General features: G+C 50.5%; 18 protein-coding genes. 12 read left to right on the plus strand and 6 right to left on the minus strand.

Going from position 1 to position 13,941, the window contains the following annotated elements:
- The first annotated feature begins 283 nt into the window (after positions 1–283).
- From ulaA to WBL83_RS22845, 6 genes are read left to right on the plus strand one after another with little or no spacing between them, the layout of a single operon-like run.
- A complete protein-coding gene (gene ulaA, locus WBL83_RS22820; RefSeq protein ID WP_424591249.1) occupies positions 284–1,681 on the plus strand; it encodes a PTS ascorbate transporter subunit IIC in 1,398 nt (465 codons plus the stop codon).
- Between the two features lie 12 nt (positions 1,682–1,693).
- The gene (ulaB, locus tag WBL83_RS22825; RefSeq protein ID WP_424591250.1) at positions 1,694–1,999 is read left to right on the plus strand and encodes a PTS ascorbate transporter subunit IIB; all 306 of its coding nucleotides are present in this window, start codon (positions 1,694–1,696) and stop codon (positions 1,997–1,999) included.
- 9 nt (positions 2,000–2,008) lie between these two features.
- Positions 2,009–2,476 (plus strand): PTS ascorbate transporter subunit IIA, encoded by a 468-nt coding sequence (ulaC, locus tag WBL83_RS22830; RefSeq protein WP_424591251.1) that lies wholly within the window; start codon positions 2,009–2,011, stop codon positions 2,474–2,476.
- A gap of 10 nt (positions 2,477–2,486) precedes the next feature.
- Positions 2,487–3,143, plus strand: a complete 657-nt coding sequence (locus WBL83_RS22835; RefSeq protein ID WP_424591252.1) for a 3-keto-L-gulonate-6-phosphate decarboxylase UlaD — start codon at positions 2,487–2,489, stop codon at positions 3,141–3,143.
- Between the two features lie 9 nt (positions 3,144–3,152).
- Positions 3,153–4,019, plus strand: a complete 867-nt coding sequence (locus WBL83_RS22840; RefSeq protein WP_424591253.1) for an L-ribulose-5-phosphate 3-epimerase — start codon at positions 3,153–3,155, stop codon at positions 4,017–4,019.
- The gene (locus tag WBL83_RS22845; protein ID WP_424591254.1) at positions 4,006–4,692 is read left to right on the plus strand and encodes an L-ribulose-5-phosphate 4-epimerase; all 687 of its coding nucleotides are present in this window, start codon (positions 4,006–4,008) and stop codon (positions 4,690–4,692) included. Before WBL83_RS22840 ends, WBL83_RS22845 begins: the two co-directional genes overlap by 14 nt.
- 124 nt (positions 4,693–4,816) lie before the next feature.
- Here the strand turns inward: WBL83_RS22845 and WBL83_RS22850 are convergent, their stop codons facing one another.
- Positions 4,817–5,092 carry a DUF1471 domain-containing protein gene (locus WBL83_RS22850; protein WP_424591255.1) on the minus strand — a complete coding sequence of 92 codons (276 nt, stop codon included), beginning with the start codon at positions 5,090–5,092 and terminating at the stop codon, positions 4,817–4,819.
- Between the two features lie 396 nt (positions 5,093–5,488).
- On the opposite strand from WBL83_RS22850, the gene rpsF reads away from it, so the two are divergent.
- From rpsF to rplI, 4 genes are read left to right on the plus strand one after another with little or no spacing between them, the layout of a single operon-like run.
- Positions 5,489–5,884 (plus strand): 30S ribosomal protein S6, encoded by a 396-nt coding sequence (gene rpsF / locus WBL83_RS22855; RefSeq protein ID WP_183272558.1) that lies wholly within the window; start codon positions 5,489–5,491, stop codon positions 5,882–5,884.
- Positions 5,885–5,890: 6 nt separating this feature from the next.
- Positions 5,891–6,208: a primosomal replication protein N gene (gene priB / locus WBL83_RS22860; protein WP_424591256.1), complete on the plus strand. Its 318-nt coding sequence runs from the start codon at positions 5,891–5,893 to the stop codon at positions 6,206–6,208.
- A 4-nt stretch (positions 6,209–6,212) separates the two neighbouring features.
- Positions 6,213–6,440 carry a 30S ribosomal protein S18 gene (rpsR, locus tag WBL83_RS22865; protein ID WP_000135199.1) on the plus strand — a complete coding sequence of 76 codons (228 nt, stop codon included), beginning with the start codon at positions 6,213–6,215 and terminating at the stop codon, positions 6,438–6,440.
- Between the two features lie 41 nt (positions 6,441–6,481).
- On the plus strand, positions 6,482–6,934 hold the full coding sequence (rplI, locus tag WBL83_RS22870; protein WP_424591258.1) for a 50S ribosomal protein L9: 453 nt from the start codon (positions 6,482–6,484) through the stop codon (positions 6,932–6,934).
- A gap of 117 nt (positions 6,935–7,051) precedes the next feature.
- On the opposite strand, the gene WBL83_RS22875 is transcribed toward rplI, so the two are convergent.
- Positions 7,052–7,651 (minus strand): OapA family protein, encoded by a 600-nt coding sequence (locus tag WBL83_RS22875; protein WP_424591259.1) that lies wholly within the window; start codon positions 7,649–7,651, stop codon positions 7,052–7,054.
- A gap of 267 nt (positions 7,652–7,918) precedes the next feature.
- Here WBL83_RS22875 and fklB point away from each other — a divergent pair, with 267 nt between their 5' ends.
- Together fklB and cycA are read left to right on the plus strand one after the other, a co-directional pair.
- Positions 7,919–8,539, plus strand: coding sequence for an FKBP-type peptidyl-prolyl cis-trans isomerase (fklB, locus tag WBL83_RS22880; RefSeq protein ID WP_424591260.1), 621 nt, complete (start codon positions 7,919–7,921; stop codon positions 8,537–8,539).
- 295 nt (positions 8,540–8,834) lie between these two features.
- Positions 8,835–10,247 (plus strand): D-serine/D-alanine/glycine transporter, encoded by a 1,413-nt coding sequence (gene cycA / locus WBL83_RS22885; protein ID WP_424591261.1) that lies wholly within the window; start codon positions 8,835–8,837, stop codon positions 10,245–10,247.
- 74 nt (positions 10,248–10,321) lie between these two features.
- On the opposite strand, the gene ytfE is transcribed toward cycA, so the two are convergent.
- From ytfE to WBL83_RS22905, 4 genes are all read right to left on the minus strand, one after another.
- Positions 10,322–10,984 (minus strand): iron-sulfur cluster repair protein YtfE, encoded by a 663-nt coding sequence (ytfE, locus tag WBL83_RS22890; protein WP_424591262.1) that lies wholly within the window; start codon positions 10,982–10,984, stop codon positions 10,322–10,324.
- Between the two features lie 84 nt (positions 10,985–11,068).
- Positions 11,069–12,043, minus strand: coding sequence for a DMT family transporter (locus WBL83_RS22895; RefSeq protein ID WP_424591263.1), 975 nt, complete (start codon positions 12,041–12,043; stop codon positions 11,069–11,071).
- Between the two features lie 80 nt (positions 12,044–12,123).
- Positions 12,124–12,948, minus strand: coding sequence for an AraC family ligand binding domain-containing protein (locus WBL83_RS22900; protein ID WP_424591264.1), 825 nt, complete (start codon positions 12,946–12,948; stop codon positions 12,124–12,126).
- A gap of 71 nt (positions 12,949–13,019) precedes the next feature.
- Positions 13,020–13,868, minus strand: coding sequence for an SDR family oxidoreductase (locus WBL83_RS22905; RefSeq protein ID WP_424591265.1), 849 nt, complete (start codon positions 13,866–13,868; stop codon positions 13,020–13,022).
- Positions 13,869–13,941 lie beyond the last annotated feature (73 nt).

Below are 13,941 nucleotides of genomic sequence, written 5' to 3' on the forward strand. Positions count from 1 at the left end.
TTTTATGTGCGACATGTCGAATTTTAAAGTGAGGAATAACGAAGTTTCACTTGATCATTCATCTCTTTAAGATTTTAACTAATTGATTTTAATGTTATTTAATCTGATTGGTTTTAATGATTATTACCCTTTCTGTAACCATGGATAATAATTTGCGGTGCATCTCACAAATAATCAAATTCAATCTTGTTGTGATTATATTTGACGAATAGAGTGAGTGCGAACACAACATCCGCCTGTTTTCTGACCGTAAACAGGGAGCGACTACCCAACGGAGAGCTTTATGGAGACCCTCTACAGTGCCTTTACCATTTTCTTTAATCAGGTAATGACCAATGCCCCTTTGTTATTGGGGATAGTCACTTGCCTGGGATATGTGCTGCTGCGTAAAAGCGCGAATGTCATCATCAAAGGAACGATCAAAACCATTATCGGTTTTATGTTGTTGCAAGCCGGCTCTGGGATCCTGACCGGCACCTTTAAACCTGTGGTGGCAAAAATGTCTGAGGTCTACGGGATTAACGGTGCGATTTCCGATACCTACGCATCAATGATGGCAACCATTGAAAGAATGGGTGATGCCTATAGTTGGGTGGGATACGCCGTCTTACTGGCTCTGGCGCTCAATATTGGTTACGTCCTGCTGCGGCGAATCACTGGGATCCGCACCATCATGCTGACTGGGCACATCATGTTCCAGCAAGCCGGGCTAATTGCGGTGTTCTTCTTCATCCTCGGCTACTCAATGTGGACCACGATTATTTGTACCGCCGTTCTGGTGTCGCTGTATTGGGGAATCACCTCCAATATGATGTTCAAACCCACGCAAGCGGTTACCGAAAATAGCGGTTTCTCCATTGGGCATCAGCAACAATTCGCATCATGGTTTGCCTACAAAATTGCCCCGTATCTCGGCAAAAAAGAGGAAAGCGTTGAAGACCTCAACCTGCCCGGGTGGCTGAATATTTTCCATGACAACATCGTCTCCACCGCGATTGTGATGACCCTGTTCTTCGGTGTGATTCTTTGTTCATTTGGGATTGATGTCATGCAAGCGATGGCCGGGAAAACTCACTGGACCATCTACATCCTGCAAACCGGTTTCCAGTTCGCCGTTGCGATTTTCATCATCGTACAAGGTGTCCGCATGTTCGTTGCGGAACTCTCCGAAGCCTTTAACGGTATTTCACAGCGGCTGATCCCGGGTGCGGTGCTCGCCATCGACTGCGCGGCGATTTACAGCTTTGCGCCGAATGCCGTGGTGTGGGGCTTTATCTGGGGAACCATAGGTCAGCTTATTGCCGTAGGCATTTTGATAGCTCTTGGCTCTTCCATCATGATCATCCCAGGTTTCATTCCGATGTTCTTCTCGAACGCCACCATCGGTGTGTTTGCTAACCACTTTGGCGGCTGGCGCGCGGCGCTGAAAATCTGTCTGGTGATGGGCATGATTGAAATCTTTGGCTGCGTTTGGGCCATCAAATTGACTGGACTTAGCGCATGGATGGGGATGGCCGACTGGTCCATTTTGGCTCCGCCATTGATGCAAGGGCTTACATTAGGCCTTTGGTTTATGGGTGTCGTTATCGTTATTGCACTGATTTATATGTTCTTTGCCGGGCGCACTTTGCGTCAGGAAGAAGATGCTGAAAAACAACTGACAGAATCATCAGCTAATTAAGGAATTGAGATTATGACCGTACGCATTCTCGCTGTTTGTGGCTGTGGGCAGGGCAGTTCCATGATTATGAAAATGAAAGTGGATCAGTTCCTGACGCAAGAAGGGGTGGACCATAGCGTCAATAGTTGTGCTGTTGGCGAGTACAAAAGTGAACTGAGTGGTGCCGATATCATTATCGCTTCCACTCATGTTGCTGGCGAAATTAACGTGTCGGGCAATAAACATATCGTCGGTGTCCGTAACATGCTTTCTGCCGCAGATTTTGGCCCAAAGTTGATGGACGTGATTCGCGCACATTTTCCCCAGGATATGAAGTGAGGAAAGCTAATGAAACTGCGTGACTCACTGGCGAAAAACCACTCTGTACGCTTGCAGGCCGAAGCAAAAACCTGGCAGGAAGCAGTAAGAATCGGTGTTGATTTGCTGGTGGATGCGGACGTTGTTGAACCGCGTTATTACCAGGCGATTCTCGATGGTGTTGCTCAATTTGGCCCTTACTTCGTGATTGCTCCCGGGCTTGCTATGCCACATGGCCGCCCGGAAGAAGGAGTGAAAAGTACGGGGTTCTCGCTGGTGACATTGAAAACGCCGCTGGTGTTCAACCACGAAGATAACGACCCAGTGGATATTCTTATCACCATGGCTGCTGTTGATGCCACCACCCATCAGGAGGTGGGCATCATGCAGATCGTTAATCTGTTCGAAGACGAAGACAATTTTGACCGTTTACGTGCCTGCCGTACTGAGCAGGACGTCCTGGACTTAATCGACCGCGCCACGGCTGCGGCAATATAAGGAGCTTGGTATGTCTCATTCTTTACCGATGTTACAGGTAGCACTGGATAACCAGACGATGTCAGACGCTTATAAAACCACACGCCTGATTGCCGAAGAGGTCGACATTATTGAAGTTGGTACCATTCTTTGCGTTGGCGAAGGTGTGCGAGCGGTACGCGATCTCAAAGCCCTTTACCCGCATAAAATTGTGCTGGCAGATGCCAAAATTGCTGATGCCGGGAAAATCCTTTCGCGCATGTGTTTTGAAGCCAATGCCGATTGGGTCACCGTCATTTGTTGTGCGGATATCAATACCACCAAAGGTGCGCTGGAAGTGGCTCGTGAATATCAGGGAGATGTGCAAATTGAACTGACCGGTTTCTGGACGTGGGAACAGGCTCAAGAGTGGCGTACGGCAGGCATTGAACAAGTGGTTTATCACCGCAGTCGTGATGCACAAGCAGCGGGTGTCGCCTGGAGTGAAGCGGATATCACCGCCATTAAACGTCTGGCTGATATGGGCTTCAAAGTGACTGTAACCGGCGGTCTGGCGCTCGAAGATTTGCCGTTATTTAAAGGCATCCCTATTCATGTGTTTATTGCCGGGCGCAGTATTCGTGATGCGGTTGATCCTGTAGAAGCTGCTCGCCACTTTAAACGTTCCATCGCCCAACTGTGGGGATAGGGAACCATTATGCTGCACAAACAGGTCCCGCTTGGTATCTATGAAAAAGCACTCCCCGCGGGGGATTGCTGGCAGATAAAACTGGCGCTTGCTGCTCGCCTGGCGTTCGATTTTGTCGAGATGTCGATTGATGAGACTGATGAACGCCTGGCACGTCTTGACTGGAGCAGCGAACAGCGGCTGGCACTAGTACAAGCAGTTGCGGAAACCGGGGTTCGCATCCCTTCAATGTGCCTGAGTGCACACCGCCGTTTTCCCCTGGGAAGCGAAGATGATGCCGTGCGTAACCATGGGCTGGAAATCATGCGTAAAGCCATTGAATTTGCGCAGGATGTCGGTATTCGCGTCATTCAACTGGCGGGTTATGACGTCTATTATCAACAAGCCAATGATGAAACGCGTCGCCGCTTTCGCGAAGGTTTAACTGCTGCTGTGGAAATGGCAAGCCGTGCACAAGTAACGCTGGCGATGGAGATAATGGATTATCCCCTGATGAACTCCATCAGCAAGGCGATGGGATATGCAAACTATCTCAATAATCCGTGGTTCCAGATCTATCCCGACATCGGCAATTTATCAGCATGGGATAATGACGTGCAGATGGAACTGGAAGCAGGGCGTGGGCATATCGTTGCCGTGCATGTAAAAGACACTCGTCCAGGGGTATTTAAAAATGTGCCATTTGGCAGCGGTGTGGTGGAATTTGAACGCTGTTTTGCCACGCTGAAACAAAGTGGATATAGCGGACCGTATTTGATTGAAATGTGGAGCGAAAATGCTGAAGACCCAGTAGCAGAAGTTATTGCCGCTCGGGACTGGGTTCTTGAGCGAATGGCCACCGCCGGGCTGCTGGAGGCAAATCATGAAACAGCTTAAACAGCAGGTCTACGAGGCAAACATGGCTCTTCCACGCCATGGTCTGGTCACTTTCACATGGGGTAACGTCAGCGCTATCGATCGTGAACGCCAGTGCATTGTGATTAAGCCGAGCGGTGTCGCGTATGAAAAGATGTCTGCCAGCGATATGGTTATTGTTGACATGAACGGCACCGTACTTGAGGGGAAATATCGTCCTTCTTCCGATACAGCAACACATCTGGCTATGTATCAGCGTTACCCCAAACTGGGCGGCATTGTGCATACCCATTCGACTCACGCCACTGCCTGGGCACAGGCCGGGTTAAGTATTCCCGCGCTTGGCACAACACATGCCGATTACTTTTTAGGTGATATCCAGTGCACGCGCGCGCTCACCATCGAAGAAGTGCAGGGTGAATACGAGCTCAATACCGGCAGAGTGATTATCGAAACGTTGGGCAATACCAACCCGCTGCATACGCCGGGGATCGTGGTTTACCAGCACGGCCCGTTTGCGTGGGGGAAATCTGCCGAGGATGCGGTACATAACGCAGTGGTTTTGGAAGAAGTGGCAAGGATGGCATGGATTGCTCGGGGCATTAATCCTGGTCTCAAACCGATCGACAGCTTTTTGATGAACAAGCATTTCCAGCGTAAGCATGGCCTGAATGCTTACTACGGTCAGAACTAATTGTATTTACGCGAAAAGCGTAAAAAAAAGCCCCCGCAAGCGGGGGCAAGTCAAACGTTGGCTTTCTATGTCGTTGTGGTATTCCTGGTGTTAACGCTTTACTTCATTACCTCATTGCATTCTGTTAGCGGTAGATCTCAGCACTGACACGCATATTGCCGTTACTCCCTGGCTCTCTCATCAGTACTGGACGGAAGTACTTTGCTGCATGTTGATCCGCGTCGTCATTAATCGCGACTTCGGCTTCTTGTTCGGTAGCAAAATTATGATTGATATAAATCACACCTAAGCTCATTACATCATCCATATTTTTGGCTTGATGATTGTCTACTTTGATCGCGGCTATGGCATTTGAGCTAAGTAAAAGAGCCGCTACAAAGGCATAAGCGATAATTTTCATAATCCGCTCCAATACCCGTCACCCTTCAATATCCAGGGGCTTGGGCATACAACTTACATGTGTCAGTTGCGGTCGTCGCTCCTGTTAATGAATAGTGGCGGCCTATGACAACAAGTGTAACCCCTCAATGTTGAATAAAAAGCGACCATTTCTGATGGTGTTGGTCAAAAATTTTAAGTGATCCACTTCAAAGTTATAGATATCACCGGGTTAGTACGCTGTTTAAATCTTATCCTTCATGCAAAAGAATTAATTTCTCTATGGCCTTGAGTTTGTTGGGCTCCGCTTGTATGATTACGCGTCAATTTTTCAGCCGCCTTTATAAACACGTTCCTTGCTTCCATGGGCCGCGGCTGACCCTGACAGGAGGCTGAATAATCCGTAAGGAGCAATTCGATGCGTCATTACGAAATCGTTTTTATGGTCCATCCTGACCAGAGCGAACAGGTTCCGGGTATGATCGAACGTTACACTGGTGCAATCACTGCAGCAGAAGGTACGATCCACCGTCTGGAAGACTGGGGCCGCCGTCAACTGGCTTACCCGATCAACAAACTGCACAAAGCACACTACGTTCTGCTGAACGTTGAAGCTCCGCAGGAAGTGATCGATGAGCTGGAAACTAACTTCCGCTTCAACGACGCCGTTATCCGTAGCATGGTTATGCGTGTTAAAAACGCGGTAACTGAAGCATCTCCAATGGTTAAAGCTAAAGACGAACGTCGTGATCGTCGCGATGACTTCGCTAGCGAAACTGCTGATGATGCAGATGCTGGGGATTCTGAAGAGTAATTTCCAATGACGGCCAACCGCCTGGTGTTGTCTGGCACAGTGTGCAAGACGCCTCTTCGCAAGGTCAGCCCGTCAGGAATTCCTCATTGCCAGTTCGTGCTTGAGCACCGTTCTGTGCAGGAGGAAGCCGGTTTTAATCGGCAGGCCTGGTGCCGTATGCCAGTTATTATTAGCGGGCACGCACACTCAGCCATTACTCAAAGTATAACGGTCGGCACGGTACTCACAGTTCAAGGTTTCATTAGTTGCCATCAGGCAAAAAATGGTCTGAACAAAGTGGTATTGCATGCCGAGCAGATTGAATTGATAGATACTGGAGACTAGCCAAATGGCACGTTATTTCCGTCGTCGCAAGTTCTGCCGTTTCACAGCGGAAGGCGTTCAAGAGATCGATTATAAAGATATCGCAACGCTGAAAAACTACATCACCGAAAGCGGTAAGATTGTCCCAAGCCGTATCACCGGTACCCGTGCAAAATATCAGCGTCAGCTGGCTCGCGCTATCAAACGCGCTCGCTACCTGTCCCTGCTGCCGTACACTGATCGTCATCAGTAATCGGTCACGGTCCATTAATACGACTTTGAGAGGATAAGGTAATGCAAGTTATTCTGCTTGATAAAGTAGCAAACCTGGGTAGCCTGGGTGATCAGGTTAACGTTAAATCTGGTTATGCTCGTAACTTCCTGGTACCACAGGGCAAAGCTGTTCCTGCTACCAAGAAAAACGTTGAATTCTTCGAAGCACGCCGTGCAGAACTGGAAGCTAAATTAGCTGACGTTCTGGCTGCTGCTGAAGCTCGCGCTGCGAAGATCAACGCACTCGAAACTGTTACTATCGCGTCTAAAGCTGGCGACGAAGGTAAACTGTTCGGTTCCATCGGTACTCGCGACATCGCTGACGCTGTAACTGCAGCTGGCGTTGAAGTGGCTAAGAGCGAAGTTCGTTTACCGAACGGCGTTCTGCGTACTGCTGGTGAGCACGAAGTGGACTTCCAGGTTCACAGCGAAGTATTCGCTAAACTGACTGTAAACGTTGTTGCTGAAGCGTAATATTCGCTGAGGTTTACACGTAAAGACGCCGGCCTAGTGCCGGCGTTTTGCATTTTACACGTCATACCTCGAGTTACAGGGTTGTTGGCGGAAAATAGAATTCTTTAGAGTAAAGATTCAGCGAGCCCGAACGAAACTTCCATCTGGCTGGCGCGTAAACAGCACCTGCTGATCGTTACCAATATCAATTGTCAGCCCCGTCACCACGCCACTCGCATTCTGGCGAATCTGCACCATCTGCCCGGTTTGCAAAGTACTCAGCGGTTTGTTGCCGCCTTCGACCTGTGCCATTGAATACACATCCGCTGGCGGTAAATTATGGTCGCGGAATAGTTGCGCCATGGTTTGTCCGGACTCTACACGGTACGAACGCCATTGTTGGTCAATATCGTTATTAGCATTAGGAACGGGCGCCTGTGTATCAACCTGCGGCTGTTCTTCAACACGTGAAGGTTCAACAGGCGTGGCTGGAGCCGTATTAACCGGTGGGTTTACCAGTTCGGCATGCATAGGGGATTGCGATTCAATGGACAGTTGCGCGTCACGCGTAACCGGACGAAGCGGCTCATCAGGCGTGGGCCACAGGAAACCTAACACGACGACCAGCGCGGCAATAATAATGCCACGGCGATGCATTGCTGGCAGAGGGTCCATCAGGCGGATGTGATCGGGTGCATGCCAAATCCGCGCAAGCCAAGGTTTAACAGCGAATTGCATTAGCAACACTCCTCATTTTCACACTATTTGCTCTGTAATTTACCCTTTCCATTATAGAACGCTAACTATTTGATGCATTGAACAATCCCGGTTTATGTGACGTTTTACATGTCAGCTTTCCGGCACACGCCATCGCTATTAAGCGCTCATTGAAACCATTGTTCCTGTTTCGTCTGCATTTGTCACCTTTGCCGCTTTTGCATTTTACCCAATAGATTGACGCTGCTATGCTGCGAGCTTGCTTTTAAACACATGAAAGGAAAACCCATGACGACCCCTTCTTTTGACAGCGTCGAAGCGCAAGCAAGTTACGGTATTGGTTTACAAGTAGGTCAACAACTCAGTGAATCTGGTCTGCAAGGTCTGCTGCCAGAAGCGCTGGTAGCTGGTCTGCGTGATGCGCTGGAAGGGAATGCTCCGGCAGTTCCAGTTGACGTGGTTCATCGCGCTCTGCGTGAAGTTCACGAGCGCGCTGATGCTGTTCGCCAGGAACGCCAGAAAGAAATGGCTGTTGAAGGTCAGAAATACCTGCAAGAAAACAGCACCAAAGAAGGCGTGAGCAGCACTGAGTCTGGTCTGCAATTCCGCGTTCTGACCCAGGGCACTGGCCCAATCCCGGCTCGTAAAGACCACGTTCGCGTGCATTACACCGGTAAACTGGTTGATGGCACTGTATTCGACAGTTCCGTACAACGTGGCGAACCTGCAGAATTCCCAGTAAGCGGCGTAATCGCGGGTTGGATTGAAGCACTGACTCTGATGCCAGTTGGCTCAAAGTGGGAACTGACTATTCCTCATAACCTGGCTTATGGCGAGCGTGGCGCAGGCGCGTCCATTCCTCCATACAGCACTCTGGTTTTTGAAGTTGAACTGCTGGAAATTCTGTAAGCGTTCAAATGACCCCGCTGCGGCGGGGTTTTTATTTGTCTGTTAACAAAATTAACGCGATTTAATCTGGCTAACACCTCGATATCGGGTGTTTTTGTGAAGCGTTTCTCGTTATGAAAGCGATTTCACACTCATTTCAAACAATAAATTAACAATAATCTTCGCTATTAGTATTCATCCTCTGAATATTTACCTACTATCTTGACGTTCCCCGGAACAACATCACATCTCTACACATTTAATAAAGGCCAGAAGAGCCTGAACACAACACAGACAGGTACAGGAAAAACACAACATGGTAGATCAGATAAAAGTAGCTGACGTCGCTGAGGCGCCGGCTGAGCAGTCGCTACGGCGTAATTTAACTAACCGTCATATCCAACTTATTGCCATTGGTGGCGCAATCGGAACCGGCTTGTTTATGGGCTCGGGTAAGACGATTAGTCTTGCAGGGCCTTCCATCATCTTCGTCTACATGATCATCGGCTTCATGCTGTTCTTCGTGATGCGAGCGATGGGCGAACTGCTGTTATCGAATCTGGAATACAAGTCATTTAGCGATTTCGCGGCGGATTTACTCGGGCCGTGGGCGGGATATTTTACTGGCTGGACATACTGGTTCTGCTGGGTGGTTACCGGAATGGCAGACGTGGTCGCGATAACTGCCTACGCGCAATTTTGGTTCCCGGGGCTGTCAGACTGGGTGGCATCGCTCGCTGTTATCGTGCTGCTGTTGAGCCTCAACCTCGCCACTGTAAAAATGTTCGGTGAGATGGAGTTCTGGTTTGCGATGATAAAAATCGTCGCCATTGTCGCGCTGATTGTCATCGGCCTGGTGATGATTTTAACCCACTTCCATTCGCCATCTGGTGTCGAAGCGTCCATCAATAACCTGTGGAATGATGGCGGTTGGTTCCCGAAAGGCATCAGCGGGTTCTTTGCTGGCTTCCAGATAGCGGTATTCGCATTTGTGGGTATTGAGCTGGTGGGAACCACGGCTGCTGAAACGAAAGATCCGGAAAAATCGCTGCCACGTGCCATCAACTCCATTCCGATTCGTATCATCATGTTCTACGTGTTTGCGCTGATTGTGATTATGTCAGTCACACCATGGCGTTCAGTGGTGGCGGATAAGAGCCCGTTTGTTGAATTGTTCGTGCTGGTGGGTCTGCCTGCCGCCGCGAGTATCATCAACTTTGTCGTGCTGACTTCTGCGGCTTCTTCTGCCAACAGTGGCGTGTTCTCCACAAGCCGTATGTTGTTCGGCCTGGCGCAGGACGGTATGGCACCGAAAGCGTTCGCCAAACTCTCCAAACGCGCAGTTCCGGCGAAGGGTTTAACCTTCTCCTGTATGTGCCTGTTGGGTGGGGTGGTGATGCTGTACGTTAACCCGAATGTGATCGCGGCATTCACCATGATAACCACGGTGTCTGCGATTCTGTTTATGTTCGTCTGGACGATCATTCTGTGTTCGTACCTGGTGTACCGCAAACAGCGTCCCCACTTGCACGAGAAATCAATCTACAAAATGCCGCTCGGTAAACTGATGTGCTGGGTTTGCATGGCGTTCTTTGTGTTTGTGATTGTGCTGCTGACACTTGAGCAAGATACCCGCCAGGCGCTGATCGTTACGCCATTGTGGTTCATCGCATTAGGTGTGTTCTGGATGTTTATCGGCAAGAAACGCATCGCGGCCATGCGTAAGTAATTTTTGCCCTCACCCAAACCCTCTCCCACAGGAGAGGGGACTGACCGGTTTGTTTCCCCCGGGGTGAGGGCGAACTACTCCCCGGCTAAAGCGCGTGGAAACAGCACGTTATTCTCAAGACTGATGTGATTCATCAAATCATCAATCAGCTCATTAATCCCGTTATACATCGCTTTCCACGTCGTGCAGGCTTCCGGCGGTGGCGTCACGTTATTAGTGGTGTGCTTGATAACTTCCAGTAATTCACCGGCATCATCATGCTCACTTTCCATCACGCTAATCGGGCCATTCGCCTGAGTGCCCATCCCTTGTTTAATCATCGGGAACAGGATCTGTTCTTCTTTCATCATATGGCTGCTCAATTCCTGATGCAGCATGGTGAGATACTTCGCCAGGCCTTTCGGTACATTCGGTTTATCTGCGTGAACGCGCTCTACTTTTGTTGCCTGAAGGATGAGCTCCGGTAATTGTTCGCGGTGGCGATTGTGATAACGCACGATGATATGGTCGATGATCTCTGGCAACGGCGCACTGCGCCACTCCTTCTCAACTGGCTCTTCAGCAAGGGCGGCGAGTTCAGCTTCAATGGCTGCCAGATCCAACTCTTTACGGGTTGCGGCACGCTCAAGCGTCTGCTTCCCGCCGCAGCAGAAATCGAGATCCAATTTACGGAACAGCGCAGAAGCGCGTGGAATGGTTAAAGCCAGTTCACCTAAAGCTTGATCGCGGAAAGCCATGAGCAGATACCTCGTTGTCAATAATATAAGATGCATATTAAATGCATCTTTAAACTGGCGCTATGACTATTTCGAGGTAAGGCGCTATTTGTCCGTGGTGATAACCACTTCTTCGAGCGTGTTTTTGTGCGGCTTTGTCAGCACAGCCATTACCACACCGGCAACCAGGCAAAGGATGCCAAGCAATGTCAGAAACGGCGGCCAGCTATGGCGTAACATAAAGGTGTAAGCCAGTCCTGCGAGGGTTTCGAAGACGATTAACGGGCCGACAATTACCGTCGGTAAACGTTGGCTGGCAATGTTCCAACACAGCGCGCCCAGCCACGAACAAAACAGTGCAATCGCTAACATCAGGGTTAAAAAGACCTCCGGACGCGGACCAAAGGGCAGGGTAAAGTCGCTGTTGGTTTGCGACATCCACAGGCAAACCACGATGTAGCCGAGCAACGAGAATGGCAATATAGAAAGCCCTTGCGCCGTCGCCCACATCAACGGGTTTTTATCCGGATTTTCTCGTAACCAGCGGGCATTGCGCAGTGCATACCATGCCCAGCAAGCCACGGATATAAAGGCCAGCCCGATGCCGCTGACATAACGCCACCAGCTGAAATCCAGCTCGCCGGTGCGTAATTCGGCGGTGTTCACCATCACCAGTCCAAGCGCGATAATCACCAGTGCGGGTGCCAGCCGCTGCCACGGAAGTTTGCCATCGCGTTTGCTGTAAAGCAGGTTAGCAAACACCGGAATCACCACCGGAAGCGTGCCGATAATCATGGTAGAGATTGGCGCTCCGGTGCGCTGAATGGCACTGGCAAGGCAGACGTAATAGATGAGATTACCCACGGTGGAGAGCTTGAGTGCGGTGAACCAGTCTTCGCGACACAACTGGCGCAGGCGCTGGCGACCAAACCAGGCCAAAGGCAGGGCAATCAATCCCAACGCCAGGTAGCGTCCGGTCGATTGCATTGCGGCGGGATAGTCAGGAACAATCAGCGGTCCGACGAAAATCAGCCCCCACATCAACCCTGCGAGCAGGGCGTATAGCACACCAGTTAACATTTTCTTGTTCTTCCACTTATCTCTTTGCAAAGAGTGTAGGTGTGGTGGGATTAAAAATATTGTACCAGCTTGCGGTGCAACTATCGGGCGACCTGTTTTTGGTAACGGACGGGCGTGATGCCATAACGTTGGGAAAAGGCGCGGGTGAGATGGGCCTGGTCGGTTAATCCGCTGGCCGCGGCGACATGCGCGGCGGGCATGCCGGTTGTCAAAAACTGCTTTGCACGCCACAGGCGAATTGCCATTAACATCTGATGCGGCGTGACGTGGAAATGTGCTTTAAACATGCGCTGAAAGTGATACGGACTCAGGGAAACCACGGCGGCAAGCTCGTCGAGCGTCACCGGATGCATATAGTTATCATGAAGATAATCGCGAACCTGTTCAAAGCGATGCGCCGCATCTTGCGGGCCAGAAGGAAAATGCCGCGCGTAAGGTTGAAAGGTTTCGATGAGATTTAAAAGCAGGCCTTGTTGCGCCAGTGAATCGCCTTCGCTCCACAATCCATTTATCAGCTGTGAAATACGCCCCGCACGTAACGGATCGTGATTGACCACTTCGCTAAAAGACCAGTGGCGCGAGCCTGTCACGGCCTCGAGAGTTTCTGGCTCGAGGTAAATCATGCGGTATTGCCAGCCGTCTTCAGTTGCTGCTTCGCCGGTGTGGAGCTCGTCGGGATTCATTAATACTAACGAGTCTGTGGCAGCCACATGCTGGACACCGCGATAGCGAAAGCGCTCCGCTCCCCATGTCACCGTCCCAATGCCAAACGCTTCGTGGGTATGAGGTTCGAAGGCATAACGTGAAATATGAGCGTGATAAAGCTCAACGCCAGGCAATTGCGGCAAATGCCGAAACTGGGCGCTGTCTTTCTTATCGTGGAACTGCTCGGGAACGCCTTGCAAGCTAACCTCCGTTTGGACACCCTTCCACTATTCAGGATATAGGATGTCCAGGGTTAACGGAAATTTAACAATTACAGCGCGGCGCGCACACTCTCTTCAAGGGATGTGGTGGGGCGACCCAGTAACTGGCTTAACTGGCGGCTGTCATCGAACAGGCCACCTTTTGCCGCGCCGCTATCGGAGTTTGCCAGCATTGCGGCTAAACCTTCCGGCAACCCGGCACCCAGCAACGCGGCTTTAAAATCAGTTTCTGGCAGATCCTGATACACCACGGGTGTGCCGCTTTGTTTGGTCAGTTCGGCGGTGAGTTCTGCCAGCGTCCAGCCGTTATCACCTGCCAGTTCATAAACTTTGCCCGCCTGGTTTTCCAGTGTTAGCACTTTTGCTGCTGCCGCTGCGTAATCCGCGCGGGTGGCTGAAGCAATTCTCCCGTTTCCGGCGCTCCCGATAAACGCGCCGTGTTGCAGGGCTGGCGGTACGCTGGCGAGATAGTTTTCGGTGTACCAACCGTTGCGCAGCAGGACAAAAGGAATGCCTGATTGTTGCAGCATTTTTTCGGTCGCCACGTGCTCGTCCGCCAGACCCAGTGGTGAAGAATCTGCATGCAGCAGGCTGGTGTAAGCAATCAGTTTCACACCCGCTTCTTTTGCTGCTTCAATCACGTTGCGATGTTGAACCGCGCGTTGGCCGACTTCACTTGAGGAGATCAACAGCAGCTTATCCACGCCGTTCAGCGCCTGTACTAATGCGGTTTTGTCTTCATAGCTGGCGGCTCGAACCTGAACGCCACGTGCAGAAAACTGGCTCACTTTTGCAGGGTTACGCACAATGGCGACCAGTTGCTCAGCGGGAATCGTGTTCAGCAAGTCTTCAATAACGAGTTGGCCCAGTTGGCCGGAAGCACCAGTAATAGCGATCATGTTCATTCTCCTGTGGGGGTTCTGCTTAAGTTGTGTCACACTATCATTGACACTAACTTTTAGTAAGTACGTA

Origin of the sequence: Buttiauxella sp., from assembly GCF_049686335.1 — a bacterium.
In the GTDB taxonomy this organism is placed as follows: domain Bacteria; phylum Pseudomonadota; class Gammaproteobacteria; order Enterobacterales; family Enterobacteriaceae; genus Buttiauxella.

Coding starts and splice junctions, on each gene's coding strand:
- ulaA (WP_424591249.1), top strand. CDS start 284: ATGGAGACCCTCTACAGTGCCTTTACCATTTTCTTTAATCAGGTAATG.
- rpsR (WP_000135199.1), top strand. CDS start 6,213: ATGGCACGTTATTTCCGTCGTCGCAAGTTCTGCCGTTTCACAGCGGAA.
- WBL83_RS22835 (WP_424591252.1), top strand. CDS start 2,487: ATGTCTCATTCTTTACCGATGTTACAGGTAGCACTGGATAACCAGACG.
- ytfE (WP_424591262.1), bottom strand. CDS start 10,984: ATGGCTTTCCGCGATCAAGCTTTAGGTGAACTGGCTTTAACCATTCCA.
- ulaC (WP_424591251.1), top strand. CDS start 2,009: ATGAAACTGCGTGACTCACTGGCGAAAAACCACTCTGTACGCTTGCAG.
- rplI (WP_424591258.1), top strand. CDS start 6,482: ATGCAAGTTATTCTGCTTGATAAAGTAGCAAACCTGGGTAGCCTGGGT.
- WBL83_RS22875 (WP_424591259.1), bottom strand. CDS start 7,651: ATGCAATTCGCTGTTAAACCTTGGCTTGCGCGGATTTGGCATGCACCC.
- rpsF (WP_183272558.1), top strand. CDS start 5,489: ATGCGTCATTACGAAATCGTTTTTATGGTCCATCCTGACCAGAGCGAA.
- WBL83_RS22845 (WP_424591254.1), top strand. CDS start 4,006: ATGAAACAGCTTAAACAGCAGGTCTACGAGGCAAACATGGCTCTTCCA.
- WBL83_RS22850 (WP_424591255.1), bottom strand. CDS start 5,092: ATGAAAATTATCGCTTATGCCTTTGTAGCGGCTCTTTTACTTAGCTCA.
- priB (WP_424591256.1), top strand. CDS start 5,891: ATGACGGCCAACCGCCTGGTGTTGTCTGGCACAGTGTGCAAGACGCCT.
- cycA (WP_424591261.1), top strand. CDS start 8,835: ATGGTAGATCAGATAAAAGTAGCTGACGTCGCTGAGGCGCCGGCTGAG.
- fklB (WP_424591260.1), top strand. CDS start 7,919: ATGACGACCCCTTCTTTTGACAGCGTCGAAGCGCAAGCAAGTTACGGT.
- WBL83_RS22905 (WP_424591265.1), bottom strand. CDS start 13,868: ATGATCGCTATTACTGGTGCTTCCGGCCAACTGGGCCAACTCGTTATT.
- ulaB (WP_424591250.1), top strand. CDS start 1,694: ATGACCGTACGCATTCTCGCTGTTTGTGGCTGTGGGCAGGGCAGTTCC.
- WBL83_RS22840 (WP_424591253.1), top strand. CDS start 3,153: ATGCTGCACAAACAGGTCCCGCTTGGTATCTATGAAAAAGCACTCCCC.
- WBL83_RS22895 (WP_424591263.1), bottom strand. CDS start 12,043: ATGTTAACTGGTGTGCTATACGCCCTGCTCGCAGGGTTGATGTGGGGG.